The following is a 24,852-nucleotide window of genomic DNA, read 5'->3' on the forward strand; positions in this document are numbered from 1 at the left end:
ACCGGACAGCGTCCGGTTTTTTTATCGCGGCCCAGCCTTATTCGGCAGCCGGTGCTTCTGGCTTGCGGCGCTTGAGCGGCGCCATGCCGTCCTTGCTGACCAACGACAGGTTGTCGGTCTTCGGCCGGTTGGCGATCTTGCGCTTGGTCGGCGACTTGGCGCCGGCCTTCTTCTTGTCACCCTTGCCGTCGACTTTTTTCTTCTTCACGCCTACGGCCTTGCCCGAAGCCTTGACCTTCTTCGGCCCGGTGTAGGTGCCTTTGACTTCCTTGATGGTGCGGCGCTCGAACGACTGCTTGAGATAGCGCTCGATGCTCGACATCAGGTTCCAGTCACCGTGGCAGATCAGTGAGATCGCCAGGCCATCGTTGCCAGCACGCCCGGTGCGACCGATACGGTGGACGTATTCGTCGCCGCTGCGGGGCATGTCGAAGTTGATGACCATGTCCAGGCCGTCGACGTCCAGGCCGCGCGCGGCGACGTCGGTGGCGACCAGGATCTTCACCCCGCCTTGCTTGAGGCGGTCGATTGCCAGCTTGCGGTCCTTCTGGTCTTTCTCGCCGTGCAGGACGAACGCTTTGTAGTCCTGCGCCACCAGGCGGCCGTAGATGCGATCAGCCGCAGCGCGGGTGTTGGTGAACACGATGGCCTTCTGATAGGTCTCGTTGGCCAACAGCCAGTTGAGGATCTGTTCTTTGTGGACGTTATGGTCAGCGGTGATGATCTGCTGGCGCGTGGTCGCGTTCAGGTCGCTGACGTTGTTGACCTGCAGGTGCTCGGGGTTGTTCAGGACCTTGGCAACCATGTCGCGCAGGGTCGAACCGCCGGTGGTGGCGGAGAACAGCATGGTCTGCTGACGATTCACGCACTCGGCCACCAGGCGCTGCACGTCATCGGCAAAGCCCATGTCGAGCATGCGGTCGGCTTCGTCGAGCACCAGCACTTCGACTTCCTTGAGGTCGAGGTTGCCAGCGTTGAGTTGCTCGATCATGCGGCCCGGGGTGCCGATAAGGATGTCCGGGACCTTGCGCAGCATGGCGGCCTGGACCTTGAAGTCTTCGCCGCCGGTGATCAGGCCGGACTTGATGAAGGTGAACTGCGAGAAACGTTCGACTTCTTTCAGGGTCTGCTGGGCCAGCTCGCGGGTCGGCAGCAGGATCAGGGTCTTGATGCTGACGCGGACTTTGGCCGGGCCGATCAGGCGGTTAAGAATAGGCAGGACGAAAGCGGCCGTCTTGCCACTCCCGGTTTGAGCCGTCACCCGCAGGTCACGCCCTTCGAGCGCGAGCGGGATGGCCGCTGCCTGCACAGGCGTAGGCTCGACAAATTTAAGCTCGGCCACGGCTTTGAGCAGGCGTTCGTGCAGGGCGAATTGGGAAAACACGGGTGCTACCTCGAAGAAATACAAAATATCAGCTGCATAGGGTAACGGTTTCGAGCGTCCAAACCGAGTTTCTTTACGCGAACAGGGCTAATCAGCTGCTTTTTTGTTAAGGCGTTTGTCTGTAACGCCAATGTAGCTGCTCTTAAATGCTCTAATCGACCGGTCTTGTCTTACAGAAGAATCGGTTTCACCCATGGATATCAAACAGCTCTGGCTCAACGTCAAAGACCTTTGGAACGCCCTCGATGAACACCCGCTGCTGCATTCCAGCCTGGGCTTGCTGGTGTTGTTGGTGGTGGCACTGTTGCTCGGACGGGTGGCGCGTTACCTCATTCTGCATGCGGTCAAATTGCTCGGCCGGCAACCGGCCCTGCACTGGCTCAACGACTTGCGCCACAACAAAGTCTTCCACCGCCTGGCGCAGATGACCCCATCGCTGGTGATCCAGTTCGGCCTGCACCTGGTGCCGGACCTGAGCAAGACCGCAACGCTGTTCATCGGCAACGTGGCGTTGGCGTTCACCATCCTGTTCGTGGTGCTGGCCATGAGCGCGCTGCTCAACGCCCTGCTGGACATCTATGCGCGCACCGAACATGCACGTACCCGCTCGATCAAGGGCTATGTGCAGTTGGCGAAGATGATTCTGTTCGTGTTTGGCGCGATCATCATCGTCGCCACCCTGATCGACCGCTCGCCGCTGTTGCTGCTGTCCGGCCTGGGTGCGATGTCGGCGGTTATCTTGTTGGTCTACAAGGACACCTTGCTGTCGTTCGTCGCCAGCGTGCAGTTGACCAGCAACGACATGCTGCGGGTCGGCGACTGGATCGAAATGCCCCAGGTCGGCGCGGACGGTGACGTGGTGGACATCACCTTGCACACGGTCAAGGTGCAGAATTTCGACAAGACCATCGTCTCGATTCCGACCTGGCGCCTGATGTCCGAGTCGTTCAAGAACTGGCGCGGCATGCAGGCGTCAGGCGGGCGTCGGATCAAGCGCAGCCTGTTTATCGATGCCAGCGCCGTGCGCTTCCTGCGCGACGATGAAGAAGTCCGCATGACCCAGGTCCACCTGCTCACCGACTACATCAGCCGCAAGCAGGCCGAACTCAAGGCCTGGAACGAAGCCCAGGGCCAAAGCGCGCAGTTGTCGGCCAACCGCCGGCGCATGACCAACCTCGGCACCTTCCGCGCGTATGCCCTGGCTTACCTGAAAAGCCACCCGGACATCCAGCCGAACATGACCTGCATGGTGCGTCAGATGCAGACCACCGCCCAGGGCGTGCCGCTGGAAATCTACTGCTTCACCCGCACCACGGCGTGGTCGGATTACGAGCGGATTCAAGGGGATATCTTCGACTACCTGCTGGCGGTGCTGCCAGAATTCGGCTTGAGCCTGTATCAACAGCCGAGCGGCACGGACCTGCGCAGCGGGCTGTTCGCAATTACGCAGAACACCACGACCGCCCAAGCGCTGGAGCGCTGACAAGGCAGACGGCGCGGGGCTCGCGTGCCCCTCGCCGGTCGAATCACCACACGCCCCCGCGCCCAATCAGGCCTTGCGCTACAGGCCAGGCCAACTCGGTAAATAGCCGAGGAACATGTCTAGTTGCCGCACGCGGCAAAATCAAACCGACGCCGCAACTAAGAAAACTCTACCTATACGTTTAGTGAATTTCACTATTCAGGCACCCGGTTTTTAATCTGTTTTTAGAAAAACCAAAGCTATAGCATCTGGCCATCGAACAACTCTGTGAGAAGGCGTTACTTATGTTATGGACAACTAAGCTTTCAGATGATGCGGCACACTTTGTATTAAGTTCGGATGCGGAAGCATTGACTCATTACTGCGGTGCAACTGCCTTTTCTCAACCTCGCGACTTTTATACCGACAGCCCCTACCAGCGGCCTTCAAGGCCGCAGGACGTGACCGATTCGATTATCAGCAGTTGCCTGACAAGCGAGCAACTCTCACACAGCCAGCATCTTTTGGCGCAACGTTTATTATTGAATATCTATGAGCAAGACTTGGTCTTTTTACCCAAGCCGCCCATGGCGCTGGATCTCAAGGTATTCAAGGACTTTTATGACCCATTGCATGCCGCGTCGGGTAAAAAGATTCGTCCGTTATTGGAGCACTACCTCTACAACTGGCTCAAGGAAGAGGTGCACATCAACGGCCCCTGGTGCCTGGACGCCTTTGTCGCCCACACCGACAAGGTCTTGGACGATGTGGCCCGCTCCGACTCAAAACTCCATGAGGTCCTGACCACCAGCCGCCATCCCGAACGTGCCGCGCGGTTCTTCATGACGCAATGCGCCGGCGACTTCCTCAGTGAAGCCTCGGCCATGGCGCGCAATGTGCTGGGCAACAGCGGCGTGTACACCAGCGAGCTGTTCAAGATCCTGATCGACGAATACGGCTACGGCATCGACAAGAAAAAGCACAGCACCATTTTTGAAGACATGCTCAAAGACATGGACATGTCCCATCACGTGCATCACTACTGGCAGTTCTATACCCCGGCCTCGCTGTCGCTCACCAACTACTTCCACTACGTGTCGGCCAACCATGGCGAGCTGTTCCGCTATATCGGCGCCATGTACTACACCGAAGCCACGCTGGCCCTGACCACCCAGCATCAGTCGCGCGCCATCAAGACCATCTTCAACGGCACCGTCTCCACCGAATACTTCGACGAGCACTCACACATCGATGTGCATCACGGAAGAATGGCCCTGCAACGCCTGATCCTGCCGATGATCAAGCAGTTCGGCAACGCGATCATCCCCGACCTTATCCGCGGTTTCGAGGAGTTCCGCTTACTGCAGGACATCGCCGACGAAGAGCTGTATGCCCATATCAAGTGGCATGACGAGTTGGACGAACACCGTGCCCAAGCCAGCGCCCTCCAAGGCCGCAAGCCAGTGGACCTGACGATCACCGAGCCTGAACACGAGCTTTCGGTGCTGCATACCCACCCCAACGACGAGCTGTTCTGGGTCGAGTCCGGCGAGCTGGATTTCGTCGCCAGCCCCGAACTGAGCGTGCGCCTCAAGGCCGGGGAAGGCGTGGTGATTCCCAAGGGCATGCTGCATGGCACCCGCGTCGTCAGCCCGTCCTGCACTTACACCGTCACGGCCATTTGAGGACGCCGCCCCATGAAAGCCATCAGCCTGAACCTCAGCCATACCCACTATGTGGCGGTGGAAGGGAAAACCTACTTTCTCAAGCGCCATGCACATTCGACTCAACTGCTGCCGACCGCCTGCCCCCATCGCGGCGGCCCGCTGCACATGGGGGAAGTGACGGGTGACGGGCAAAGCGTGATCTGCCCCTGGCACGACAACGCCTACAAGGTCTGCAACCTGGAAAAGAAGTCGCTGCCCACCGTTCGCGTCAGAAACCAGATCAGCACCGTCATTGGTGACACCGAGCGGTGCGTGCCTCTCCTTAAACTCTCTCGTTACGACTGATGGTGCCCATGAATAATAAATCGACCCTTGCTGCGTTTTACTCGATCGTGACCCTCTTCACCGGCCTGGACATGGCGATTGTGATTGCCATGGTCTGGTTCGGCCTGGAGACCACCGGCTCGACCTTCCTGGTGGGCGCCACCTTATGCGTGGCGACCGTGGTGCCGTATCTGTGCGAGCAGTACATCGGCCGGTTCTTCACCATTGAACTGAGCATGAAACGGCTGTTGTACATTCGCCTGACCGCGTTCGCCGCCGTACTGGGGCTGTCCTTTACCGACGCGGCGCTGTTGCCGATCGGCTTCCTGGCGATTGCCTTCGTGGTGGGGGTCACCGACTACTTCACCATCAGTACCCTGGAATCGAAAAACACCAAGCTGGTGCTGGCCGGGCTGACCAACAGCGACACCTCGGCGCGCTTGATGCAAACCTCCATCCAGATCGGGGCCTTTGGCGGTGCGCTGCTGGGCGGGGTGATTGTGGATGTGTTCACGGTCAACCAGACCCTGCAGATCATCAGCCTGGGGGCGATCCTGTCGTTGGCGGCGATTCTTTTTGTCGCGGCCACGCCCACCGCCGACGCCACCGAGCAAGTCGTCGACACCCACACGGCGCAGTCCCTACAGTTGCCGCGCAACCTGTACATCCTGATCATCGTGTTGAGCATGATCGGCTTCCATATCGGCGCCTTCAACAGCCTGGTGCCGATCGTGTTCCAGAAGCTCAACGAATGGAACGCCACCCTGTTTGGCGTCGCCAGCGGCCTGGCGGGCCTCGGTGCGTTCAGTGCCGCGGTGCTGCCACGGATCAAGCTCAACAGCTACAGCGCGATCCTGCTGGTGATCCTGGCCGACGTGGCAATCGTCTATTTCCATAACCTCTACGTGATGATGGCCGCCGCTTTCCTGCTGGGTTTCTGCATCAACAGCCTGCGCATCCAATTGCGTAAAACCCTGATCGAGTCGGCGCCCAACGCACGGATCGCCGACGTGATCGCCGCCAAAAGCTCGCTCTACTACCTGCTGGTCAGTGGCTCGGCGCCGATGATCCTGACGTTCTTCACCACCACAAGCTTCCTCGGCCTCGAAGGTGCGCGCGTGCTGATGATCGTCTCCGCCGCGCTGTTGGCCGCTGCCGTACTGGCGTGGAACCTCACCCCTGCCGTCGCGGCCACCGCCACCACAAAATAGGAGTACCTGCTTTGGAAACCGTACTGATCGTTGACCCGTTCTCCACAGGTAAACTCTACGCGCCCTTGCTCAAGGCTCAGGGCGTGAGGTGCTTTGCCGTGATTTCCACCGACAGCTTGCCCGCGCATTTCACCGATGACCTGATCAGGGAAAACTTCGAGGCGGTCTACCACTGGGAAGAGGGTTTGCTGGAGATCCTCGAACCGCTGTCACTGAGCGCCGTGATCGCCGGTTGCGAAACCGCGATCTACCTGACCGACTACCTCACCGAAGTCCTGCGCGTTCCCGGCAACAGCCGCGTCACCAGCGACCTGCGTCGCAACAAGTTCTCCATGCAGCACGCCCTGAAAAAACACGGGCTGGCGAACATCGAATCGCAACTGCTGAGCTCACCGACGCGCATTGCAGAGGTGGTTGCCACGCTGGACGACAAGACCACCTACGTGGTCAAGCCGCTCAATTCCGCCGCCACCGAAGGCGTGGTGTTTGCCCAAGGCCGGGCCGGCGTCAAGAGCGCCTTGGACACTGCGGCCTGGCAGCGCAAAAACGACCTGGGGGAAATCAACCTCGGTTTCATCGTGCAGCCGTTCGTGTCGGGCCCGGAATATGTGGTGGATATGGTCGCCTTTGACGGCGTGTACATCATTGCCTCGGTGTGCAGGTACACCAAGGTCCAGAGAAACGGCAGCATGTTTGTCTACGAAAGCCTGGACACCCTCGACCCCCGCGCCGAAGACCTGCAACCGCTGACCGACTATGCCCGCCAGGCGGCCGCGGCGCTGAGCATCGAGGTCGGCCCGATTCATATGGAGATCATCTGGTCTGCCCACGGCCCGGTGATGATTGAAGCCGGCGGCCGCTTGCATGGCGGCATCGCACCGCTGCTGTTTCAACAGGTGTATCACCCGGATTTGCTCTCGCTGGCCATCGACAGCTACCTCGGCCGCCCACGCCCGCGCGCCGATGCGGTCAGCCAGATCAGCCACGGTCGGATCGGGTTCTTCTGCTCCGACGAACAACGCACCTTCGCCGCACCCTCGCCGCAGGCCCTGCAGAGCGTAACGGAGGACGAGGCCTATTGCGGCCACCGCTACTTCATCCGCCCGGGCGACACCACGCCGGTCACGATCGACTTCGCCACCTGTCCGGGGCTGTTCTGGCTGCAACACCTCTCGGCGCCGCAACTGGACATCAGCAGCGCCAATCTACGTAAACAGCTGTGGTGTTAAGACCATGAAAAGTCGTTTGATCATCCGAAAGTCAGCCAGTGATCTGGGCATCAACAACGCGTGCGCGGCGGTTATCGAAGACATTACCGTGTCGGACGACCAGAGCTTCGTCAGTGTCCTGCAAAGCAACCTGAATCACGTTGCGTCCCACCTCAACGAGCTGGACTCCAACGTCATTTACGAAGGCTTTGCCAAGCAACTCAAGAAGCTCGGCTACGAAAACACGGTGAGCGCCAACGAGAAACTGTTGCGGCGCTTCATCGCCAAGGGCGTATACCCCATCAACAACATCGTCGATGCCTATAACGCCGTGGCGATCCGGCATGGGGTCAGCATCGGCGTACACACCTACCATCGGCGGGACGACATCTACGTCATGCGCTCGGAGGCGCCCAGGGCTTTCCGCCCGCTGTTCGCCAAGAAGGAGATTACGATTCCAGCGGGCGATATCGTCTATACCTGCGGTGACGTGCCCCTGGCGAGCATCGGCAAGGTCGACGCCGACGCCCATGACTTCAGGCTGACGAAGGACTCGTCGAGCCTGCTGGTGGTGGTGCTGGGGCACGACGATACGCCGTTGGCCTTCAACCAGGCCGTCATCGAAGAGTTCGTCGACACCCTGCGCCAGCGAATGCCGGCCTTGAGTCATCACTTTCTCGAGACCGTACACGATCACGCCTGAGGCTGGAACCGCGTAGCCGCTGCCGGAACAGCAGCGGCTACCGCCAGGCCTTGAGCACCGGGTTGACCACCACCTCGCGCACATGCTCGATCTTCAGCAGGTTGTCCTTGAACACCATCAGCTCTTCAAAGTTGCGGTATTTGACCTCGAGCATCATGTCGACGTCGCCGAACAGCGAATAAGCCTGAACCACTTCACGGAACTGGTAGATCTTCGGAAACACCAGGTGGCAGTTGCTGCCATTGAGCGTGAGCATCAAAAACGCCGATTGCTGGGCTTCTTCATCGGCGGCGACGTTGATGGTGAAGCCGAGGATAATGCCCTTCTCGATCAGTTTCTGAACCCGCGATTCCACGGCGGTTCGCGACTTGTGAACTTGTCGCGCCAGCTGCGCCAGGCTGACCCGGGAGTCGTCCTTCAAGGCAGCAATGATCTGTTCGTCAACCTTGTCCACTCTGCCGCCCCCACACTTTTCTCTTCTATAACAGACTTTCATTCCCGCTCACGCCTGCCCTGGGCCTATCACCTCGCAGACTGTACGCCAGGCCCAGGCTTTATGCCCAACCGACTGATCCACACTGCCGCCAGAATCACCAAACCGCCCAGGGCCAGACGGCCCAACGGCTCGTGCTGGTTCCAGATCAACAGGTTCAATAACAGCCCCACCGGCACATGCAGGTTGTTCATCACCGCCAGGGTACCGCCGTTGACCAGGCACGCGCCCTTGTTCCACCAGTACATGCCCAGGGCCGTGCTGACCAGCCCGAGGAACACCAGCACGCCCCATTGCAGCGGCGCTTCGGGGAGGAAATCAGCCTTGCCGAACACCAGGAATGCCGGCAACACCACCAGCAGCGCACCGAGGTAGAAATAACCGAAGCGCCGGTAGTGCGGCAGATCACTGGGGTAGCGCGCCACCAACTGCTTGTACATGACTTGCCCGGCGGCGTAGGTGAAGTTGGCCAGTTGCAGCAGCAGGAAGCCCCCAAGGAAGTGCGGGGTGACTTGATCGAAGCGGATGACCGCCGCACCCGCCACCGCGACCAGCGCGGCGACCAGGGCCCAGGGGTTGAAGCGTCGGTTGAGGGCGTCTTCGATCAGGGTCACATGCAGCGGCGTGAGGATGGTGAACAGCAGCACCTCGGGCACCGTGAGCACGCGAAAGCTCAGGTACAGGCAAACGTAGGTCACGCCAAATTGCAGCGCACCGATGACCAGCATGCCGCGCATGAAGGTCGGCTGCACCGAGCGCCAGCGCGTCAGCGGAATGAACACCAGCCCGGCCAGCAGCACGCGCACCAGCACCGCGAAGTAGCTGTCGACGTGACCGGCAAGGTATTCGCCGATCAAGCTGAAGGAAAATGCCTGTATCAGGGTGACAACCAGTAAGTAGCCCATGCGCGCCTCGTATCGAATGGGCGGGACATTAAAGGTTTTCGGCGGCTCACGAAACTCGGCGCAAAAAAAACCCGACCTCGCGATAGCGGCAGTCGGGCAGGAGCACTCAGGAGCAACAAGTGCAAAGGGAGGTTTTTACGCGGACTTGAAGGGTTTGCGTGGTGAGATATAAACACCGCGCGATTATGTGACGATTAAAGGATCACGCGACTTGCGCCAGCAACGCCTTGGCGTGGTTGATGCCTTTTTCCTGGAAGTCGCCGCTCAGGTTCACCCCTTCGGCGTGAATGAACGTCACGTCATGAATCCCGATGAATGCCATCACCTGACGCAGGTAAGGTTCCTGGTGATCGGAGCTTGCGCCGGTGTGAATCCCGCCCCGGGCGGTGAGCACGATGGCCCGCTTACCGATCAACAAACCCTGGGGGCCGGTGGCCGTGTATTTGAAGGTCACACCTGCACGCAACACGTGATCCAGCCAGGCTTTGAGGGTGCTGGGGATGGCGAAGTTGTACATCGGCGCCGCCATCACCAACACGTCGGCGGCGAGCAATTCATCGGTCAAGGTGTTGGAGCGATCCAGGGATGCCTGTTCGCTGGCGCTGCGCTGATCCGCCGGTTTCATCCAGCCGCCGAGCAGGTTGGCGTCCAGGTGCGGAAGCGGGTTGAGCGCCACGTCGCGCACGGTGATCTGATCCGCCGGGTGCGCAGCCTGCCATTGGCTGATGAACTGCCGGGTCAGTTGGCGGGAGATCGAATCCTGCTGGCGGGCGCTGCTTTCGATGATCAGTACGTTGGACATGGCTGCGTAGGCTCCATCTGTAATTGCTGTAAGTCGATGGAGAAAAGATTAACCAGAGCCAATTCGATAAAAAAGCGCAAAAAACTGCTACAACCCATCTAGAAATTTGTTTATAAGCGGAGTATTGCTGTAGGCATGCTCCGCTGTCGCTTTATTTCGGTGCACATTCCAGTGCGATACGCATCTTGATGATCGCGCGGTTGAACTTGACGGTGGTGTTGGTGCTTTTGCCCGCCGGCACGCTGACAGTACGGCGACGGGGTGATTCCGGGCCGTTGGTGAAAGTCACCGAACACAGCGCGTCGCGCGTGCCGTAGTTGTTCAGTTGGATCGAACTGATGTCACCGTCCACGTCGGACGCGGTGTAATCCACGCTCACGCCGTCGATCTTTTTTGTCACATCGATGGGGTAGGCAAACGCACTGAGCGGCAGCAGTGCCAGCACCACACAACACAATTTTCTCATTCGGCAGTCTCCAATAAGGACTGTCAGCTTAGGACAAGAGGAGCTCATCTTGAAAGCGCCCCGCGTTACCCTCGATCAATGGCGCACGTTGCAAGCCGTGGTCGACCATGGCGGCTTCGCCCAGGCGGCCGAAGCGCTGCACCGTTCGCAGTCCTCGGTGAGCTACACCGTGGCCCGCATGCAAGACCAGCTCGGGGTGCCGCTGCTGCGCATCGACGGGCGCAAGGCCGTGCTCACCGACGCTGGCGAAGTGCTGTTGCGCCGCTCCCGGCAGTTGGTGAAAAACGCCAGCCAACTCGAAGACCTCGCCCACCATATGGAACAGGGCTGGGAAGCCGAAGTACGCCTGGTGGTCGATGCCGCCTACCCGAATGCACGTCTGGTGCGCGCCCTGACCGCGTTTATGCCGCAAAGTCGCGGCTGCCGCGTGCGCCTGCGCGAAGAGGTGTTGTCGGGGGTTGAAGAGCTGTTGATCGAAGGCGTGGCCGACCTGGCGATCAGCAGCTTCAACATCCCCGGCTATCTCGGCACCGAGATGAGCAACGTGGAGTTTGTCGCCGTCGCTCACCCCGAGCATGCCTTGCACCGCATGAACCGCGAACTGAGCTTCCAGGACCTGGAAAGCCAGATGCAAGTGGTGATCCGCGACTCCGGGCGCCAGCAGCCGCGCGATGTCGGCTGGCTCGGCGCCGAACAGCGCTGGACCGTCGGCAGCCTCGCCACGGCCGCCAGTTTCGTCGGCAGCGGCCTGGGCTTTGCCTGGTTGCCCCGGCACATGATCGAGCGCGAACTCGCCGAAGGCGTGCTCAAGCAGCTACCCTTGGAGCAGGGTGGCAGCCGTCACCCTACGTTCTACCTGTACTCGAACAAGGACAAACCCTTGGGGCCAGCGACGCAGATCCTCGTGGAGCTGCTGCGCACATTTGACACCGCCCCCCTGGATGCGCCTTTCGCCGCACCGCAGCAAGCCTGAAACGGAGTTCATGCATGGCCTGGTTCGAACATGAAGGGTGCAGCCTGCATTACGAGGAATATGGTCACGGCACCCCGCTGATTCTGATCCACGGCCTGGGCTCCAGCAGCCAGGATTGGGAACTGCAGATTCCGGTGCTGGCCCGGCATTACCGCTTGATCGTGGTGGATGTGCGTGGCCATGGGCGTTCCGACAAACCCCGGGAGCGCTACAGCATCAAAGGTTTCACCCTCGACCTGATCGCCCTGATCGAACACCTGGACCTGCCCGCCGCGCACGTGGTGGGCTTGTCCATGGGCGGCATGATCGCGTTTCAACTGGCGGTGGACGAACCGGCGCGGGTCAAGAGCCTGTGCATCGTCAACAGCGCGCCCGAGGTCAAGGTGCGCAGCGCCGACGATTACTGGCAATGGGCCAAGCGCTGGACCCTGGCACGCGTCCTCAGCCTGGCCACCATCGGCAAGGCCCTGGGCGACCGGCTGTTTCCCAAACCGCAGCAAGCCGACCTGCGCCGCAAGATGGCCGAACGCTGGGCAAAAAACGACAAACGTGCTTATCTCGCCAGCTTCGATGCAATTGTGGGCTGGGGCGTGCAGGAACGACTTTGCAGAATTGCCTGTCCAACCCTGGTCATCAGCGCCGACCACGACTACACCCCTGTGGCGCACAAAGAAATCTATGTAAAACTGCTGCCCGATGCGCGGCTGGTGGTCATCGAAGATTCCCGCCATGCCACACCCTTGGATCAACCCGATGTCTTTAACGCTACCCTGCTCGATTTTCTAAAGACAGTCGAAACCACTACCCAGGATCACTGACCCATGCTGAAAAAAATCGCCTTCTTTGCCGGTTCCGTTCTGTTCGCTGCCAACCTGATGGCCGCCGAGCCCGCCAAGGCGCCCCACGTATTGATCTCCACCACCAACGGCGACATTGAAATCGAACTGGACCCGGTCAAGGCGCCGATCAGTAGCAAGAACTTCCTGGCCTACGTCGACAAGGGCTTCTACACCAACACGATTTTCCACCGTGTGATCCCGGGCTTCATGGTCCAGGGCGGCGGGTTCACCGCGCAGATGGCGCAAAAAGACACCAACCCACCGATCAAGAACGAAGCCAGCAACGGCCTGCATAACGTGCGTGGCACGCTGTCGATGGCCCGCACCTCGAACCCGGATTCGGCCACCAGCCAATTCTTCATCAACGTCGCGGACAATGCCTTCCTCGATCCAGGCCGCGATGCCGGTTATGCCGTGTTCGCCAAAGTGGTCAAAGGCATGGACGTGGTCGACATCATCGTCAACTCGCAGACCACCACCAAACAAGGCATGCAGAACGTGCCAATCGATCCTGTCCTGATCAAGTCGGCCAAGCGCATCGACTGAGGTCCGCAGGTAGTTCCGCGCGGCGCTCACAAGGCGTCGCGCGCCTTTGAACAGGAGAGCCCGCCGGGCGGGCGTCAACCCTAATGCTCTATCGTCGTTTCGAACAACTGATCGATATTTTCCGCGACGCGCCCAGCGCCGCCCCTCCCGATAAAGTCCTGCCCTTCTACCTCTACTACCTGCGTCAGGTGTGGCCGTGTTTCGCCGCGCTGTTGGTGGTGGGCTTGATCGGCGCACTGATCGAAGTCGCGCTGTTCAGCTACCTGAGCCGCATCATCGACCTGGCCCAGGGCACGCCGCCCGCGAACTTTTTCCAGATCCACAGCACCGAGCTGATCTGGATGGGCGTGGTCGCCCTGCTGCTGCGCCCGATCTTCGGCGCCCTGCATGACCTGCTGGTCCACCAGACCATCAGCCCCGGCATGACCAGCCTGATCCGTTGGCAAAACCACAGCTACGTGCTCAAGCAGAGCCTGAATTTCTTCCAGAACGACTTCGCCGGGCGCATCGCCCAGCGCATCATGCAAACCGGCAACTCCCTGCGCGATTCCGCCGTGGCGGCCGTGGACGCGATCTGGCACGTGGCGATCTACGCCATCAGTTCCCTGGTGCTGTTTGCCGAAGCCGACTGGCGCCTGATGATCCCGCTGGTGACCTGGATCGTCTGCTACAGCCTGGCATTGCGCTACTTCGTGCCGCGGGTGAAAGCGCGTTCGGTGATTTCCTCCGAGGCGCGCTCCAAGTTGATGGGCCGCATCGTCGATGGCTACACCAACATCACCACCTTGAAGCTGTTCGCGCATACCCAATCCGAGCAGGAATACGCCAAGGAAGCGATCATCGAGCAGACCGAAAAAACCCAGTTGGCCAGCCGCGTGGTGACCAGCATGGACGTGGTGATCACCACCATGAACGGCCTGCTGATCGTCACCACCACCGGCCTGGCCCTGTGGTTGTGGACCCATTCGCTGATTTCCGTGGGCGCGATTGCCCTGGCGACCGGCCTGGTGATTCGCATCGTCAACATGTCCGGCTGGATCATGTGGGTGGTCAATGGCATTTTCGAAAACATCGGCATGGTGCAGGACGGCCTGAAAACCATCGCCCAGCCACTGGCCGTGGTCGACCGCGACAACGCTCCACGCCTGACCGTGCCCCATGGCGAAGTGCGCTTCGAGCAGGTGGATTTCCACTACGGCAAGAAGAGCGGGATCATTGGCGGCCTGAACCTGACCATCGAGGCCGGTGAAAAAATCGGCCTGATCGGCCCCTCCGGCGCAGGCAAATCGACCCTGGTCAACCTGCTGCTGCGCCTGTACGACCTGCAAGGCGGGCGCATCCTGATCGACGGCCAGAACATCGCCGAGGTCGCCCAGGAAAGCCTGCGCGAACAGATCGGCATGATCACCCAGGACACGTCGCTGCTGCACCGCTCGATCCGCGAGAACCTGTTGTATGGCAAGCCGGACGCCAGCGACGAGGAGCTCTGGGCGGCCATACGCAAGGCGCGTGCCGATGAGTTCATCCCGCAGCTGTCGGACGCCGAAGGCCGCACCGGGCTGGATGCCCATGTGGGCGAGCGCGGCGTGAAACTGTCCGGCGGGCAACGCCAACGCATCGCCATTGCGCGGGTGCTGCTCAAGGATGCGCCGATCCTGATCATGGACGAAGCCACCTCGGCGCTGGATTCGGAAGTCGAAGCGGCGATCCAGGAAAGCCTGGAAACCCTGATGCAAGGCAAGACGGTGATTGCGATTGCGCACCGGTTGTCGACCATTGCGCGGATGGACCGCCTGGTGGTGCTGGAGAAAGGCCAGATCGCCGAGACCGGCAGCCATGCCCAGTTGCTCGCCCACGGCGGGTTGTATGCGCGGCTGTGGCAGCACCAGACCGGAGGCTTCGTCGGCATCGACTGAAACTGCCGGGCCTACACAACTCAAAAGGTGGGAGGGGGCTTGCTCCCACATGGGTGTCCTGGATTTGTGCCGCAACCGTGCTGTACTCAGTGCAGTGCCAAGACGGGCGCTGAAGTAAATCGCAGGGAGCATCACTGATTTACTGATTCGGTAGAGCGATCTATCAAGGACGGGTACATGTCTTTGTTCAAGCGTTCAGTCACAGAAGGTTTAGGTACGTTTTGGCTGGTGCTGGGCGGTTGCGGGAGTGCGGTGTTGGCCGCGGCGTTTCCCGCAGTCGGCATCGGGTTGTTGGGGGTGGCCCTGGCCTTCGGGCTCACGGTACTGACCATGGCGGTCGCCATCGGGCACATCAGCGGTTGTCACCTCAACCCGGCGGTATCGGTGGGGCTGGTCGTGGGCGGCAGGTTTCCAGCCAGGGAGTTACCGGCGTACATCGTTGCCCAGGTCATTGGCGGCATTGTCGCCGCGGCGCTGTTGTATGTGATCGCCAGCGGCAAACCGGGGTTCGAACTGGCGTCAGGCCTGGCCTCCAACGGCTATGGCGAGCATTCGCCTGGCGGCTATTCAATGGCAGCGGGGTTTGTCTGTGAGCTGGTGATGACAGCGATGTTCGTGCTGATCATCCTCGGCGCCACCGACCCGCGTGCCCCGAAGGGCCTCGCCCCCATCGCCATCGGCCTGGCGCTGACCTTGATCCACCTGATCTCGATTCCCGTGACCAACACCTCGGTCAACCCGGCCCGCAGTACGGGACCGGCGCTGATCGTGGGCGGGTGGGCGATCCAGCAATTGTGGATGTTCTGGCTCGCGCCGATCCTCGGCGCGGTGATCGGCGGCGTGGTCTATCGATGGTTGGGCAAGGAGGAGCCGGCCTGAGGCAAAACGGGTTCAGCCCTGCCGATACGGCAGGGCTGCCCTCGCCTCTTCGGCATACGCCAGAATCCCCACCCGCTCGCGCTCCAGGAAGTCTTCGACGGCCGTCTTCAACCCTGGATGACGCAGGTAGTGCCACGACCGGGTGATCACCGGCTCGAACCCACGAATCAATTTATGCTCGCCCTGGGCACCGGCATCGAAGCGCTGCAAGCCGTGGGCGATGGCGTAATCCATACCTTGGTAGAAGCAGGTTTCGAAATGCAGGCGGTCGAATTCCGCCAGGCAGCCCCAGTAACGCCCAAAGAAGCTGTCGCCGCCGATCAAGCTGAACGCCATCGCGACCGGGCGTGTGCCTTGTTTGGCCAGCACCACGCGGATCGCTTCGGGCATGCGTTCGGCCAGCAGGCTGAAAAACGCACGGGTCAGGTACGGCGCCTGGCGGCGCACCGCGTAGGTGTTGGCGTAGCAGGCGTAGACGAAATCCCACTGCGCCTCGCTCAGTTCATGGCCTTGCAACCATTCGAACTCGATGCCCTGCCCCGCCACCTGTTCGCGTTCCTTGCGCATCTGTTTGCGCTTGCGCGAACTCAAGGCGTCAAGGAAGTCCTGGAAGTCCCGGTAGCCTCGGTTCTGCCAGTGAAACTGACAGCCCAGGCGCGGCAACCAGCCCGGCTGTCGGGCCAGGGCGTCATCCGCCAGCGGGTCGGTGAAGTTGATATGGGCGCTGGAGAGCCCTTCGATTTCCAGGTAACCGGGCAGGCTGCCGAGCAACTCGAAACCGTCTTCAGCGCTGGCGGCCAACAGGCGCGGGCCGCTGACCGGGCTGAACGGCACGGCGACCAACAGCTTGGGGTAGTAATCGATACCGGCCCGCTCGCAGGCCTGCGCCCAACCGTGGTCGAAGACGTACTCGCCAGAGGAATGCCATTTGCGATAACCGGGCAATGCCGCCACCAGCCGATCACCGTCCCAGTGCAGTAAATGCTCAGGCTGCCAACCCGAATGCGGGCTGAGGCTGGCGCTGTCTTCCAGCGCGCTCAGGAACGCATGTCGCACAAAGGGCTGGGCCTGCGGCACCAGGGCGTCCCAGGCCTGCGGGGCGATTTCGGACAGGCTGTCCAGGCGTTGCAGCGGCATCGGCATCCTCACTACTTCAGGGCGTGAAAGCCTCGCGAGTATCGCTTATCGCCGCTGCCGACACACCTCCAAATCGCCGGACAAGGCTCTAAACCAATAGTTCCGTTCATAAATAATTTGTCATCTACCTGACATCAGTTCGCCACTGCGCCGTCATAAACGATCGCGATACTGACGCCTGTTTTTAGCGCGCCTGGTTCTACCCCGGCAGTTATTTTTTCCGTCCGTCATCGGTCGGTTGTGTCCTGGATGGTTTGCCATCCCTCCTCACTTTCGGAGATTGATATGCGTCTTGCTTCCACTAAAACTGCGGCGGCCCTTTGTGGCGGCTTGCTGCTGGCCCTGAGCGTTCCGGCCAGCGCTGCAGTCGACGCTAAATTGCTCGACATGCTCAAGGCCAACGGTCAAATCTCGGCTTCGCAGTACACTGAACTGCAAGCTGAGCTGGCCAAGGATCAGAAAGAAAAGCAGATCGCACAGCAAGCTCAACAAGAGACCAACGAACAGATCGCGGCCACCGCGAAAAAAGCCAACGACCTGAGCGTGTTCGACCAGAAACTTGCCTGGGCCGCCAAGACCCAGTTCAAGGGTGACGTGCGCTTCCGTCAGGAAACCGTGAAGATCCAGGGCGAATCCAACAACGGTGGCCGTGACAAGGACCGTCAGCGTATCCGTGCCCGTCTCGGCGCCTACACCGAGATCAACGACCAGGTCGACACCGGCATTCGTATCGCCACCGGCAGCAGCGACGATGCGCGCTCCACCAACCAGGACCAGGACAACTACTTCGACAAGAAGTCGATCTGGCTGGACCTCGGCTACATCGACTACCACCCGAAGCAGATCAAGAACCTGCACGTCATCGGCGGCAAGATGCTCCAGCCATGGGTGAACATGGGCGACGTGATCTGGGATAGCGATATCAACCCGGAAGGTCTGGCCCTGACCTACAAATACCCGCTGGGTAGCAGCGCCGAGCTGTTCGGCAGCCTCGGTAACTACAACCTCAAGGACAACGTCGACGGCGACGGCGTGCAATTCCGCCACGACCTGCGCCTGACTTCCGGCCAGTTGGGCACGCGTTTCTCGGTGACCGACAACCTGAAAATGACCCTGGGCGGCAGTATCTACGCCTACCAGAACGACGAAAACAGCACCTGTACGAGCAGCACCACGCCTTGTGCACTGGCGGTCAACGGCAACTCGGCGAACGAACAATTCCGTCTGTACGAAGGTTTTGCCCAAGCCGACATCGGTGGCCTGGCCGTGCCGCTGGCGTTCTACGGTCAGTACGTGAAGAACAACGATGCTTCCAACGATCAGGACACCGCCTGGTTGCTGGGTGCCAAGTCCAAGGTGTTCGGTTTCAACCTGGACTACAACTACCGCGATACACAACGTAACGCTGTGGTAGGCGCCTTCACCGATTCGGACTTCGCCAACGGCACCACCGGTTCGCGCGGTCATAAGATGAAGGTCAGCTACGACATCGACAAGAACTTCGCTGTCGGCGCCACGTACTTCCTGACCAAGGCTGACTACGCCAGCCGCACGCAGCGTGATGCCAACACCAACACCCTGCAGTTGGATGCTGAAGCCAAGTTCTAACTGTAAGTGCGACACGCCTTGGGCCAGGATGGCCCGGGGTGGCTGTAACAGCCTGGCGTGGGTGAATCGGTCCCCATCATCCGTCCGATTCCCCCACGCGAGTCTGCCTTCCCCCCGCCGTTACTGATCCTTGCGCCGCTCGGCGGCCAGCCGTTCAGCCAAGGCATCCACATCCTGTACCGGCGCCTGCGGCATGATCCGCAATGTGGCCTGCAGCAAGCGCATCTGACGGATAAAACGCCGGCAATTAGGGCAGAACATCAAGTGATGACGCACCAGCAGCCGCTCGCGAAAGGTCAACTGACCATCGAGAAAGTCACTGGAACGCGCCACTTGCTCTTTACACGTCAACATTCGCCGGTTTCCTCAAAATGCTCCACCGTGGCGAAGACTTTAAGCCGTGCGCGATGCAACAGCACCCGCACATTGGAGAGCGAAAGCGTCAGAAGATTACAAATCTCCTCCAACTCCAGGCCCTGGCGTTCACGCAGCACCAGTACGCTGCTTTGCAGTTCCGACAAACTCAGCAACGTATGTTCCAGGCATTTGCGCAGTTCGTCCTCCGTGAGCAGGGCTTCTGGGGTGTCCTGGTGCCAGGCAAAAGGGGCGACCGCCCAGTGACCGTCATCCGCGCTGAAACGCTCATCGCCGATCGTGCCGTGGGGCGAGGGCAAATCATCGAGTAACACTTCGCGACGATTCTGTTTGTAGCGGCTCTTGGCGGCATTGGCGGTGATGGTGAGCAGCCAGGTCTTGAGGCTGGAGCGCCCTTCGAACTTTGGCAGGTTGCGTACCACCGACAGCCAGGCGTCCTGTACCACTTCGTCGGCATGACGCTGACCGGCAATCGCGTAGGCCACCGCGCGCATGGCGCTTTGGTATTGGCTGACCAATTCCTTGTAGGCCCGCTGCTCGCCCTTGAGCAAGCGTTCAAGCAGGTGCGCGTCGTCCGCTACTGCCATTCGAGACCTCGGTTTCCAAGTGAGAACGCGATCTGTGTGGGGCTGGTTTGCCAGCGCCCACATTTGACCGCGGCGAGCCGCAGGATCAGCGTTTGCGCAGGATCACGCTGCCGATCGAATAGCCGGCGCCAAACGAACTGAGTACCGCCACGGCACCTTTGGGCAGGTCGTCCTGGTAAGTGTGGAACGCGATCACCGAACCCGCCGAGCTGGTGTTGGCGTAGGTGTCGAGAATCACCGGCGCTTCTTCCACCGTGGCTTCACGCCCCAGCAGCTTCTTCACGATCAGGTGGTTCATGCTCAGGTTGGCCTGGTGCAACCAGAAGCGCTTCACGTCGTTCACGTTCAACTGGTTTTCCGCCAGGTGCGTGCCGATCAACTCAGCGACCATCGGGCAGACATCCCGGAAGACTTTACGGCCTTCCTGCACGAACAGCTTGTCGGGCGCGCCGATGCCCTCTTCCGCCGCGCGGTTGAGGAAGCCGAAGTTGTTGCGGATGGTATTCGAGAACTTGGTCAGCAGCTTGGTGCTGACCACGTCGAACTGGTGCTCGGAGGTCGCCAGGTCAGCGCGCTCGAGGATCACCGCAGTGGCCGCGTCACCGAAAATGAAGTGGCTGTCGCGGTCGCGGAAGTTCAAGTGGCCGGTGCAGACTTCCGGGTTGACCATCAGGATCGCCCGGGCCTGGCCCAGCTTGATGCTGTTGGCGGCGTTCTGGATGCCGAAGGTCGCCGAGGAACACGCCACGTTCATGTCGAAGCCGAAACCGGCGATGCCCAGGGCTTCCTGGACTTCGATGGCGATGGCCGGGTAGGCGCGTTGCAGGTTGGAGCAGGCGACGATCACCCCGTCGATGTCGGCGGCGGTCTTGCCGGCGCGCTGCAGGGCCTGTTCGGCGGCGCCGATGGCCATCTGGCAGAGCACCGACCATTCGTCGTTGCTGCGCTCGGGCAGGCGCGGGGTCATGCGCTGCGGGTCCAGGATGCCGTCCTTGTCCATCACAAAACGGCTCTTGATGCCCGACGCCTTCTCGATGAAGGCTGCGCTGGACTCGGTCAGCGCCTGCACGTCACCGCGTTCGATGGCGGCGGCGTTCTCCGTGTTGAACTGCTGCACGTAGGTATTGAAAGACTGCACCAGCTCTTCGTTGGAGATGCTGTTGGCCGGGGTGTACAGGCCAGTGCCGCTGATGACGACGTTATGCACGGTCGTTCCTCTAAATCTGTCAGGCAGAAGATATTGGTACCGTCGTACCAAACTGTAAGTCGTTTGATTCCGTCCAGCGGGCATCAAACTGGCAACGCTTTATTCCATCGCGCCGCGGCTGCACACCAGCCCATCACGACGCTCCCGGCATTTATAACCGCGAAGTTTGCCACAACCCTGGGGATTTGGCGCCATATCCCGGATAAGCGCCATTGCCCATTGGTGTGATTACGCTTCGACCAGGCTCCATTGCTTGCTCAGGCGCTTGTCGGAAATCGGCACCCGGGTGCCCAACTGCTGGGCAAACAACGACACCCGATATTCCTCCAACCACCAGCGATAGAGCGCTAGCTGGGGGTCGTGCTTGCCTTCCTGGGCATGCTTGTTCAAACGGTTCTGGTACTGCGCCCACAGGCCCGCCAGCTCGCCGCTCCACACCCGATCTTTTTGCACCTGGCTGGGCAGTTTTTCCAGACGCAGCTCGATCGCCTTGAGGAAACGCGGCAACTCCTTGAACCACTGCGCCGGAGTTTCGCGCACAAAGCCGGGATAAACCAGATTGCTCAGTTGCAGCTTGATATCGTTCAAGGCCACCGCCTGGGCCAGGTCGATCTTGCCTTTGAAGCGCTTTTGCAGGCCGTGCCAGAGTTTCAACACGTCCAGGGTCAAGCGCGCCAGGCGCTCGGCGTGTTCGGTCCAGCCGCCACGCTTGCGCTCGGCCAGCGCCGCCAGCCCGGCGCCGTCACGCGGCAGGCTGGCTTCGCCTTCCAGCACGCAGCTGTCGAGGCTGGCCAGCAAAATATCTTCCACCAGCGCCTCGATGCGCCCCAGTTCGCGGTACATCAGGCCCAGCTCGGTCAGGCCGGGCAATTTGCCGCGCAGGAATTTTGCCGGTTCGGCCAATTGCTGCATCAGCAGGCGCTGCAAGGCCCGACGGTGCTGGAACTCGGCCTCGGCGGCGGTGGAGAAACGTCCTTCCTTGACCGTGCCGTTTTCTTCCACCAGCGCCGGGTACACCGTCATCGACAGCCCGGCGATCTTTTGCTGGGTCTTCTCGGCCACCGCCGCGAACACCTTGGCTTCCACCGGCTGTTGGCTTTTTGCCGTCTGCGGCACGGCCAACGCGGCCTGGCTGGCCTCGGCAAAGCGAGCGGTCAGTTCGGCCAGGTCGCGGCCTTCGCCGAGAAACTTGCCCTGGCCGTCGACCACTTCCAGGTTCATCTTCAGGTGGCTTTCCACCTGCTGCGCGGCCTCGGCCCAGGCTTCATCGCTGACGCGCGCGCCGGTCATGCGCAGCAGTTCGCGCCCCAGCGCCTGGGGCAGCGAGCCCTGGGCGAATTCGATACGTTGCAGGGCGGCCCTGACGAAGTCCGGCACCGGCACGAAATTCTTGCGCAGGGCCTTGGGCAGGTTGCGCACCAGGGCGATGCACTTGGCTTCGATCACCCCCGGCACCAGCCACTCCAGGCGTTCGGCGGGCAAGGCCGGCAACAGCGGCGCCGGCACGCGCAAGGTCACGCCGTCACGCGGGTGGTTGGGTTCGAAGTGGTAACTCAAGGCCAGCGCCAGGTCGCCCAGGTGCAGGGTGTCCGGGTAATGCGCGGCGGTGACTTCGCTGGCGTCGCGGGCCAGCACGTCTTCCTCGCGCATGATCAACAATTGCGGGTCTTTCTGGCTGTTGACCTTGTACCAGCTGTCGAACGTGGCGGTCTGGTGGATCTCCGCCGGCAAGCGCGCATCGTAGAACGCGTACAGCGTCTCTTCGTCGGCCAGGATATCGCGCCGACGCGCCTTGGCTTCCAGCTCGTCGAGCTGCTCCAGCAACTGCTGATTGGCGGTCAGGCACTTGGCCCGGGACTGGATTTCGCCGCGCACCAGGCCTTCGCGGATAAACAGCTCGCGCGACACCACTGGGTCGACCGGCCCGTAATGCACCGGCCGGCGCCCGACCACAATCAGCCCGAACAGGGTGATCTGCTCGAACGCCACCACTTGGCCGCGCTTCTTCTCCCAATGCGGTTCGAAGTGGTTTTTCTTGATCAGGTGCCCGGCCAGCGGTTCGATCCAGTCGGCATCGATCTTCGCCACCATGCGTGCGTACAGCTTGGTGGTTTCGACCAGCTCGGCGGTCATCAGCCACTGCGGACGTTTCTTGCCGATGCCCGACGACGGGTGAATCCAGAAGCGCCGCTGACGCGCACCGAGGTAATCGCCGTCTTCGGTTTTCTGCCCGATCTGACTGAGCAGGCCCGACAGTACGGCTTTGTGCAGTTTCGCGAAGTCGGCCGGGTCCTTGTTGACGGTCAGCTGCATGTCGCGGCAGATCAGGCTCAACTGGCGATGGGAATCGCGCCACTCGCGCAGGCGCAGGTAGTTGAGGAAGTTCTTGCGACACCAGTTGCGCAGCGGGCTGGCGGTCAGTTCCTGGCGCTGCTCTTCAAAGCCACGCCACAGATTGACCAGCCCGGCGAAGTCCGAATCGGCGTCCTTCCATTGTGCGTGGGCCTGGTCGGCGGCCTGTTGGCGTTCCGGCGGGCGCTCGCGCGGGTCCTGGATCGACATGGCGCTGGCCACGATCAGCACTTCCTGCAAGCTGCCCAGCTTGGCGGCTTCAAGCAGCATGCGGCCCATGCGCGGGTCCACCGGCAGGCGCGCCAACTGGCGACCCAGCGGGGTCAGTTGGCTGTTGCGGTCGACCGCCGACAGTTCTTGCAGCAGGTTGAAACCATCGCTGATGGCCTTGCCGTCCGGCGGTTCGATAAACGGGAAGTCGCTGATTTCGCCCAGGCGCAGGTGCAGCATCTGCAGGATCACAGCCGCCAGGTTGGTGCGCAGGATCTCCGGGTCGGTAAATTCCGGACGGCCGATAAAGTCTTCTTCGCTGTACAGGCGGATGCAAATCCCCGGCTCGACCCGGCCGCAGCGGCCTTTACGCTGGTTGGCGCTGGCCTGGGAGATCGCCTCGATGGGCAGTCGCTGCACCTTGGCGCGGTAGCTGTAGCGGCTGATGCGCGCGGTGCCGCTGTCGATCACATAGCGAATGCCCGGCACGGTCAGCGAGGTTTCGGCGACGTTGGTCGCCAGCACCACGCGCCGGCCGGGGTGGGACTGGAAAATGCGCTGCTGTTCGGCCGGTGACAGGCGCGCGTACAGCGGCAAAATCTCGGTGTGCTTGAGCTGGGCCTTGCGCAGCATGTCGGCGGCATCGCGAATCTCGCGCTCGCCCGGCAGGAACACCAGCACGTCGCCAGGGCTGCGCCGCTCGCTGCGCTCATAGGCGGCGATTTCATCGAGGGTGGCGAGGATCGCCTGATCGACGGTCAAGTCGTCCTCGACGCGGTTGCCCTCCTCGTCCTGTTCCAGGGTCAGCGGGCGATACCAGGTGTCCACCGGGAAGGTGCGGCCCGACACTTCGACAATCGGCGCATCGTCGAAATGCTTGGAGAAGCGCTCCAGGTCGATGGTGGCCGAGGTGATGATGACTTTCAGGTCCGGGCGACGCGGCAACAGGGTTTTCAGGTAGCCGAGCAGGAAGTCGATGTTCAGGCTGCGTTCGTGGGCTTCGTCGACGATGATCGTGTCGTAGCGTTCGAGGTAGCGGTCGTTCTGGGTTTCCGCCAGCAGGATGCCGTCGGTCATCAGCTTGATCAGGGTGTTGGAATCACTCTGGTCTTCGAAGCGCACCTGATAACCGACCAGTGCGCCGAGCGGCGTGGCCAATTCTTCGGCAACCCGGCTGGCGACGCTGCGCGCTGCGATCCGACGTGGCTGGGTGTGGCCGATCAGGCCGTATTGGCCGCGACCGATCTCCAGGCAGATTTTCGGCAACTGGGTGGTCTTACCCGAACCGGTCTCGCCGGCGATGATCAGCACCTGATGCTTGAGCAACGCCGCCTTGATTTCGTCGCGCTTGGCGGCGATCGGCAGGCTGTCGTCGTAGCGGATCAGCGGCAGGCTGGCGCGCCGCGCCGTGACCTGGGCGCAGGACGCCTGCATGCGCGTCACCCACTGCGCCAGCTTCTCCTCATCGGGCTTCTTGCGCAGCTCGAGCAACTGCCGCCGCAAACGGTGGCGGTCGGCGAGCATGGCGTGATCGAGGTTTTTCAGCAGTTGGTCGATAGCGGGCGCTTGGTCAGTCATCAGGTGCGTTTTGGTCGTCT

The 24,852-nt window shown here is 61.1% G+C and carries 22 protein-coding genes; 12 read left to right on the plus strand and 10 right to left on the minus strand.

Features of this window, described 5'->3' with window-relative positions:
* Positions 1–37: 37 nt before the first annotated feature.
* Positions 38–1,384 carry a DEAD/DEAH box helicase gene (locus C8K66_RS09785; RefSeq protein ID WP_017845291.1) on the minus strand — a complete coding sequence of 449 codons (1,347 nt, stop codon included), beginning with the start codon at positions 1,382–1,384 and terminating at the stop codon, positions 38–40.
* Between the two features lie 193 nt (positions 1,385–1,577).
* Between C8K66_RS09785 and C8K66_RS09790 the strand changes: the two genes are divergently transcribed.
* The 6 genes from C8K66_RS09790 (at position 1,578) to C8K66_RS09815 (ending at position 7,959) form a co-directional block, all read left to right on the plus strand.
* Positions 1,578–2,867 (plus strand): mechanosensitive ion channel family protein, encoded by a 1,290-nt coding sequence (locus C8K66_RS09790; RefSeq protein WP_108524721.1) that lies wholly within the window; start codon positions 1,578–1,580, stop codon positions 2,865–2,867.
* 440 nt (positions 2,868–3,307) lie between these two features.
* On the plus strand, positions 3,308–4,531 hold the full coding sequence (locus tag C8K66_RS09795) for an iron-containing redox enzyme family protein (RefSeq protein ID WP_256590916.1): 1,224 nt from the start codon (positions 3,308–3,310) through the stop codon (positions 4,529–4,531).
* Between the two features lie 12 nt (positions 4,532–4,543).
* Positions 4,544–4,858, plus strand: a complete 315-nt coding sequence (locus C8K66_RS09800) for a Rieske 2Fe-2S domain-containing protein (protein ID WP_017845288.1) — start codon at positions 4,544–4,546, stop codon at positions 4,856–4,858.
* Between the two features lie 8 nt (positions 4,859–4,866).
* Positions 4,867–6,048: a hypothetical protein gene (locus C8K66_RS09805; protein WP_057003839.1), complete on the plus strand. Its 1,182-nt coding sequence runs from the start codon at positions 4,867–4,869 to the stop codon at positions 6,046–6,048.
* Between the two features lie 11 nt (positions 6,049–6,059).
* A complete protein-coding gene (locus C8K66_RS09810; protein WP_108524725.1) occupies positions 6,060–7,277 on the plus strand; it encodes an ATP-grasp domain-containing protein in 1,218 nt (405 codons plus the stop codon).
* 4 nt (positions 7,278–7,281) lie between these two features.
* Positions 7,282–7,959, plus strand: coding sequence for a phenylalanine--tRNA ligase beta subunit-related protein (locus C8K66_RS09815; RefSeq protein WP_017845285.1), 678 nt, complete (start codon positions 7,282–7,284; stop codon positions 7,957–7,959).
* A 37-nt stretch (positions 7,960–7,996) separates the two neighbouring features.
* On the opposite strand, the gene C8K66_RS09820 is transcribed toward C8K66_RS09815, so the two are convergent.
* The 4 genes from C8K66_RS09820 to C8K66_RS09835 all read right to left on the minus strand — a co-directional run bounded on the left by C8K66_RS09820 (position 7,997) and on the right by C8K66_RS09835 (position 10,625).
* Entirely contained in the window at positions 7,997–8,413 is a 417-nt protein-coding gene (locus tag C8K66_RS09820) for an Lrp/AsnC family transcriptional regulator (protein WP_017845284.1), read from the minus strand.
* Positions 8,414–8,481: 68 nt separating this feature from the next.
* The gene (locus C8K66_RS09825) at positions 8,482–9,357 is read right to left on the minus strand and encodes a carboxylate/amino acid/amine transporter (RefSeq protein WP_017845283.1); all 876 of its coding nucleotides are present in this window, start codon (positions 9,355–9,357) and stop codon (positions 8,482–8,484) included.
* A 202-nt stretch (positions 9,358–9,559) separates the two neighbouring features.
* Entirely contained in the window at positions 9,560–10,159 is a 600-nt protein-coding gene (locus C8K66_RS09830; RefSeq protein ID WP_017845282.1) for an FMN-dependent NADH-azoreductase, read from the minus strand.
* Positions 10,160–10,310: 151 nt separating this feature from the next.
* On the minus strand, positions 10,311–10,625 hold the full coding sequence (locus tag C8K66_RS09835) for a hypothetical protein (protein WP_026139816.1): 315 nt from the start codon (positions 10,623–10,625) through the stop codon (positions 10,311–10,313).
* Positions 10,626–10,674: 49 nt separating this feature from the next.
* On the opposite strand from C8K66_RS09835, the gene C8K66_RS09840 reads away from it, so the two are divergent.
* The 5 genes from C8K66_RS09840 (at position 10,675) to aqpZ (ending at position 15,778) form a co-directional block, all read left to right on the plus strand.
* Positions 10,675–11,598, plus strand: coding sequence for a LysR family transcriptional regulator (locus tag C8K66_RS09840; protein WP_017845280.1), 924 nt, complete (start codon positions 10,675–10,677; stop codon positions 11,596–11,598).
* Between the two features lie 14 nt (positions 11,599–11,612).
* A complete protein-coding gene (locus C8K66_RS09845; protein ID WP_017845279.1) occupies positions 11,613–12,416 on the plus strand; it encodes an alpha/beta fold hydrolase in 804 nt (267 codons plus the stop codon).
* Between the two features lie 3 nt (positions 12,417–12,419).
* Positions 12,420–12,983: a peptidylprolyl isomerase A gene (locus tag C8K66_RS09850; protein WP_017845278.1), complete on the plus strand. Its 564-nt coding sequence runs from the start codon at positions 12,420–12,422 to the stop codon at positions 12,981–12,983.
* Positions 12,984–13,066: 83 nt separating this feature from the next.
* A complete protein-coding gene (locus C8K66_RS09855) occupies positions 13,067–14,899 on the plus strand; it encodes an ABC transporter ATP-binding protein (RefSeq protein WP_046382464.1) in 1,833 nt (610 codons plus the stop codon).
* A 177-nt stretch (positions 14,900–15,076) separates the two neighbouring features.
* Positions 15,077–15,778, plus strand: a complete 702-nt coding sequence (gene aqpZ, locus C8K66_RS09860; protein WP_046382463.1) for an aquaporin Z — start codon at positions 15,077–15,079, stop codon at positions 15,776–15,778.
* A gap of 12 nt (positions 15,779–15,790) precedes the next feature.
* Here aqpZ and C8K66_RS09865 read toward each other — a convergent pair whose 3' ends face one another.
* Positions 15,791–16,915: a GNAT family N-acetyltransferase gene (locus C8K66_RS09865; RefSeq protein WP_108524727.1), complete on the minus strand. Its 1,125-nt coding sequence runs from the start codon at positions 16,913–16,915 to the stop codon at positions 15,791–15,793.
* 285 nt (positions 16,916–17,200) lie between these two features.
* Between C8K66_RS09865 and C8K66_RS09870 the strand changes: the two genes are divergently transcribed.
* Positions 17,201–18,523: a putative porin gene (locus C8K66_RS09870; protein WP_057003834.1), complete on the plus strand. Its 1,323-nt coding sequence runs from the start codon at positions 17,201–17,203 to the stop codon at positions 18,521–18,523.
* A 120-nt stretch (positions 18,524–18,643) separates the two neighbouring features.
* Here the strand turns inward: C8K66_RS09870 and C8K66_RS09875 are convergent, their stop codons facing one another.
* The 4 genes from C8K66_RS09875 to hrpA all read right to left on the minus strand — a co-directional run bounded on the left by C8K66_RS09875 (position 18,644) and on the right by hrpA (position 24,832).
* Positions 18,644–18,877, minus strand: a complete 234-nt coding sequence (locus C8K66_RS09875) for an anti-sigma factor (RefSeq protein ID WP_017845273.1) — start codon at positions 18,875–18,877, stop codon at positions 18,644–18,646.
* Positions 18,871–19,485, minus strand: coding sequence for an RNA polymerase sigma factor (locus tag C8K66_RS09880; protein ID WP_017845272.1), 615 nt, complete (start codon positions 19,483–19,485; stop codon positions 18,871–18,873). Before C8K66_RS09880 ends, C8K66_RS09875 begins: the two co-directional genes overlap by 7 nt.
* 85 nt (positions 19,486–19,570) lie before the next feature.
* Positions 19,571–20,692 (minus strand): beta-ketoacyl-ACP synthase III, encoded by a 1,122-nt coding sequence (locus tag C8K66_RS09885; protein WP_017845271.1) that lies wholly within the window; start codon positions 20,690–20,692, stop codon positions 19,571–19,573.
* Between the two features lie 228 nt (positions 20,693–20,920).
* Complete coding sequence (gene hrpA / locus C8K66_RS09890; protein ID WP_046382462.1) at positions 20,921–24,832, minus strand: ATP-dependent RNA helicase HrpA; 3,912 nt, start codon at positions 24,830–24,832, stop codon at positions 20,921–20,923.
* Positions 24,833–24,852 lie beyond the last annotated feature (20 nt).

This window comes from Pseudomonas sp. GV105, assembly GCF_003058185.1.
Lineage (GTDB): Bacteria > Pseudomonadota > Gammaproteobacteria > Pseudomonadales > Pseudomonadaceae > Aquipseudomonas > Aquipseudomonas veronii.

Bases quoted from the DNA above. Each gene is read 5' to 3' on its own strand.
- C8K66_RS09850 (WP_017845278.1), top strand. From the start codon at position 12,420: ATGCTGAAAAAAATCGCCTTCTTTGCCGGTTCCGTTCTGTTCGCTGCC.
- C8K66_RS09835 (WP_026139816.1), bottom strand. From the start codon at position 10,625: ATGAGAAAATTGTGTTGTGTGGTGCTGGCACTGCTGCCGCTCAGTGCG.
- C8K66_RS09790 (WP_108524721.1), top strand. From the start codon at position 1,578: ATGGATATCAAACAGCTCTGGCTCAACGTCAAAGACCTTTGGAACGCC.
- C8K66_RS09875 (WP_017845273.1), bottom strand. From the start codon at position 18,877: ATGTTGACGTGTAAAGAGCAAGTGGCGCGTTCCAGTGACTTTCTCGAT.
- C8K66_RS09815 (WP_017845285.1), top strand. From the start codon at position 7,282: ATGAAAAGTCGTTTGATCATCCGAAAGTCAGCCAGTGATCTGGGCATC.
- C8K66_RS09845 (WP_017845279.1), top strand. From the start codon at position 11,613: ATGGCCTGGTTCGAACATGAAGGGTGCAGCCTGCATTACGAGGAATAT.
- C8K66_RS09870 (WP_057003834.1), top strand. From the start codon at position 17,201: ATGCGTCTTGCTTCCACTAAAACTGCGGCGGCCCTTTGTGGCGGCTTG.
- C8K66_RS09800 (WP_017845288.1), top strand. From the start codon at position 4,544: ATGAAAGCCATCAGCCTGAACCTCAGCCATACCCACTATGTGGCGGTG.
- hrpA (WP_046382462.1), bottom strand. From the start codon at position 24,832: ATGACTGACCAAGCGCCCGCTATCGACCAACTGCTGAAAAACCTCGAT.
- aqpZ (WP_046382463.1), top strand. From the start codon at position 15,077: ATGTCTTTGTTCAAGCGTTCAGTCACAGAAGGTTTAGGTACGTTTTGG.
- C8K66_RS09865 (WP_108524727.1), bottom strand. From the start codon at position 16,915: ATGCCGCTGCAACGCCTGGACAGCCTGTCCGAAATCGCCCCGCAGGCC.
- C8K66_RS09805 (WP_057003839.1), top strand. From the start codon at position 4,867: ATGAATAATAAATCGACCCTTGCTGCGTTTTACTCGATCGTGACCCTC.
- C8K66_RS09880 (WP_017845272.1), bottom strand. From the start codon at position 19,485: ATGGCAGTAGCGGACGACGCGCACCTGCTTGAACGCTTGCTCAAGGGC.
- C8K66_RS09825 (WP_017845283.1), bottom strand. From the start codon at position 9,357: ATGGGCTACTTACTGGTTGTCACCCTGATACAGGCATTTTCCTTCAGC.
- C8K66_RS09830 (WP_017845282.1), bottom strand. From the start codon at position 10,159: ATGTCCAACGTACTGATCATCGAAAGCAGCGCCCGCCAGCAGGATTCG.
- C8K66_RS09855 (WP_046382464.1), top strand. From the start codon at position 13,067: ATGCTCTATCGTCGTTTCGAACAACTGATCGATATTTTCCGCGACGCG.